The organism is Puniceibacterium antarcticum (assembly GCF_002760615.1).
GTDB classification, from domain to species: Bacteria; Pseudomonadota; Alphaproteobacteria; order Rhodobacterales; family Rhodobacteraceae; genus Puniceibacterium; species Puniceibacterium antarcticum.
Window position 1 is genome coordinate 1 of sequence record NZ_AWWI01000102.1, and the last position, 693, is coordinate 693.

Genomic DNA, 693 nt, shown 5'->3' on the forward strand with positions numbered 1-693 from the left:
GGCCCATTTCGGCGAGCTGCACGTCAAGCGGCGACTGCATCTGACCACGGCCAGAAACGACGACATGCGGCCAGGCCAGCCATGAGTCGAGATCGAAACGCTTTGCTGCAGGATGTCCTTTGCGCATTGCGACAACGTATGTCTCGTGCATCAACGTAACCCGCTCCAGCCCGGGCTGATCGACGGCAAGCACGGAAATCGCGAGATCGGTATCGCCGTCCGTCAGGGAACGAAGGGTGCTGTCCGTCCCACTCCAGGGTTGAAAGACAATCTTCAGGCCCGGCGCTGACTGTGACAGGGACGCGAGAAGCGGGCCTGCGATCAGAAGCGTTGGATCGTCGGCGGCGGTGATGCGTATGACTTGGTCCAAATCCCGTAGCGGACGCTCAACTGGATCGAGCAGTGCATGCACGTCGACCAGCAACGCCTTAAGAGGCCCACGCAGCGCCTCAGCCCGCGGTGTGCGGTGCATGACACCGCGACCGCGCTCCAGCAGCGGATCATCGAACAGGTCACGGCACCTTTGCAGCGCACTGGAAACTGCCGGCTGGGACAGGTTCAGGCGATGGGCGGCGCGGCTCACGTGCGCCTCTTCGAGAAGGGTTTCGAGCACCACCAGCAGATTGAGATCGATCGCGCGTAAATTCATAATATGAATAGTAGACTATATTTTATATCTGTTGGAGTTATTTC

The 693-nt window shown here is 59.3% G+C and carries 1 protein-coding gene; it reads right to left on the reverse strand.

Annotated features, from left to right (window positions below):
- On the reverse strand, nt 1–649 hold a 649-nt coding region (locus P775_RS14650; protein ID WP_099911692.1), incomplete at its 3' end, for a LysR family transcriptional regulator.
- Nucleotides 650–693 lie beyond the last annotated feature (44 nt).